The organism is Paraburkholderia sp. UCT31, assembly GCF_014397655.1.
GTDB classification, from domain to species: Bacteria; Pseudomonadota; Gammaproteobacteria; order Burkholderiales; family Burkholderiaceae; genus Paraburkholderia; species Paraburkholderia tuberum.
In genome coordinates, this window is sequence record NZ_VZQP01000156.1 from 1 (window position 1) to 2,197 (window position 2,197).

The 2,197-nt window shown below is 58.3% G+C and carries 2 protein-coding genes; one reads left to right on the forward strand and one right to left on the reverse strand.

Annotated features, from left to right (window positions below; translation table 11 throughout):
• Positions 1-337 precede the first annotated feature (337 nt).
• Entirely contained in the window at positions 338-1,108 is a 771-nt protein-coding gene (locus F6X40_RS41295) for an alpha/beta hydrolase (RefSeq protein ID WP_187631864.1), read from the reverse strand.
• A 174-nt stretch (positions 1,109-1,282) separates the two neighbouring features.
• On the opposite strand from F6X40_RS41295, the gene F6X40_RS41300 reads away from it, so the two are divergent.
• Complete coding sequence (locus tag F6X40_RS41300; RefSeq protein ID WP_187631865.1) at positions 1,283-1,888, forward strand: TetR/AcrR family transcriptional regulator; 606 nt, start codon at positions 1,283-1,285, stop codon at positions 1,886-1,888.
• Positions 1,889-2,197 lie beyond the last annotated feature (309 nt).

Here is a 2,197-nt window from a genome sequence, read left to right on the forward strand (position 1 = left end):
CGCATCACCGAAGGCTTCAGCCATTTCGTTGCCTCCATAGCTGCTCCGGTTGCTTCCGGCTGGAGCGGTTGCCGGGCGGGGCTTGCACCCGCTGGAAAGCGCCACCTTTTCACGGCGCACACCCGTTGCAGTCTTTGACTGCCGTAGTGTGTCAAAGGCCGGTTTTAAATGCGAAGCGGACGCAGGTCAGAGCAACGCAACTCATGACTGGCCCGTCTGAATATCGACGGAAGTCAGGGGGCGTTGTGCCCCGCAGGCACATCCCTTTGCGATGACAACCTTCGCCGAGAACGCCGCCTGACAATCAACACAATCTCAGACGGCGTATCGCGTTCAATCATTCCTTGCTGGACTTTGCTGCAGCTTGCTCGATCAACTTCGCCACTTCGGCCGGATGCGAAATATATGCCACGTGACTTGAGTTAATTTCGACGGTCGTGCTCCCGGCGCGCTTCGTCATGAAGCGTTCGAGATCGGGATTGATTGCGCGGTCTGCCGTCGCCACGACGGCCCAACTCGGCTTCGTTTTCCATGCGGGGTTTGTAATCGGCACGCCAAACGACTGGGCGGCCGGCATCACCTGCGAGATCGCCATGAACTTCGCTTCGGCGGCGGATACATCTGCGGCAAAATCCGTATGGAACTGCGCCTGGTCGAGATATAGGTAGCCGTCTGCGGTTGCCTTGATCGCCTTGGTCGCGGGCGGCATTTTCTTTGTCAGATCCATCGGGCTTTCGCCGGCATCGGGCTGAAACGCAGCCACGTAAACCAGGCCAGCTACCTTCGCGTCGTTGCCGGCCTCGGTCACCACCGCGCCACCATAGCTGTGGCCGACGAGGATGCTCGGGCCGTCCTGCGCATCGACCACTCGCGTAGTCGCCTTCACGTCATCCTCGAACGAAGTTTCCGGCTCTTGCACGACGGAGACCTTGTAGCCGTCGCGCGTCAGGATTTTCGACACCGCCTGCCAGCCCGAGCCATCGGCGAAAAAGCCATGCACCAGAACGATGTTCTTGACGGGTGCAGCAACCGCTGCGTGTGATCCCAAGGCCGCGGCGGAGAGAGCGATTGCGGCGGCGACACGGCTTACGTATGAGGAAGTCTTCATTTTTCATGCTCCAAAAAGTTAGATAACTAGAGAAGTCGACACAGGGCAATTCCCTCGTCGATATAGCCATCCTACTAGTAGGATGATTTAAATGCAAGAGATTCTTCGAAGCTGGAAATCGGCGTCCGCTCCGCGTAGACTGTCGAATATTCAACCGACTAGATGGTAGGCAAAATGACAGCAACCGGAGACCTTACCGCGAACAGGATCATCGAAGCGGGACGGCAACTCATCATGCGTCGCGGATATAGCGGGTTTAGCTATGCCGACGTCGCGGACGCAATCAACATTCGTAAGGCGAGCATTCATCACCACTTCCCGTCTAAAACTGATCTCGTGATCGCAGTGGTGAACGAGTGGCGGGCAGCGTTTGACGCCGACATGGCCTCACTTCAGGCGAGCGGCGCCGACGCTCTTGAGCAATTGCGTGCCTACATCGGCCATTGGGAACGCTGCATTGCGGACGATAGCGCTCCGTTCTGTGTAGCTGGCATGCTCGGCGCCGAACTCCCCTCGCTGCCCGAGGAAGTAGCGAAAGAGGTGAAAGCGTTTTTCGATAACCTCACGGCGTGGCTTGAGCAGGTGCTCGAGTCAGGGGCGAAAAACGACCTCGTCAGACTGGATTCGTCGGTTCAAACCGAGGCCGCAACTCTCGTGTCGCTGATCTACGGTGCCATGCTGGCTGCGCGGGCTTATGGCACAGTCGCGCTATTTAAGGACGTCACTGACGGTGCAATTGAAAGACTCGTGCGACCGCGCAAACGAACCCGATCCGCCTGAAGTACACGGGTGCCACGCACATACTGGCGTGTGTTCCATATTGCCTGGTTCGGAGCGCTTGATGACATCAACGAAGGTCGATGAAGCGACTTTCGTCCTGGTCAGGCGAACGGCTGTTTAGTGGGGCGGACGACGTCTGAACGTCTGCAAATCGCGACCAGCGAATGTCGCCTCATGGCCGCTGAACGAAACCGCTCGCGCGGTAGAGGGCTCCGGTCCGACGCGGGAGGTCAGGGCGAGGCCGGTCACGCGGTTTTATGTTGGCGAATGAGGCAATCCGCCTCGTTCTCCAGCAGGAGCCGAATCATG

Excerpts from the sequence above, each read along its gene's own strand:
- F6X40_RS41295 (WP_187631864.1), bottom strand. The coding sequence starts at position 1,108 with ATGAAGACTTCCTCATACGTAAGCCGTGTCGCCGCCGCAATCGCTCTC.
- F6X40_RS41300 (WP_187631865.1), top strand. The coding sequence starts at position 1,283 with ATGACAGCAACCGGAGACCTTACCGCGAACAGGATCATCGAAGCGGGA.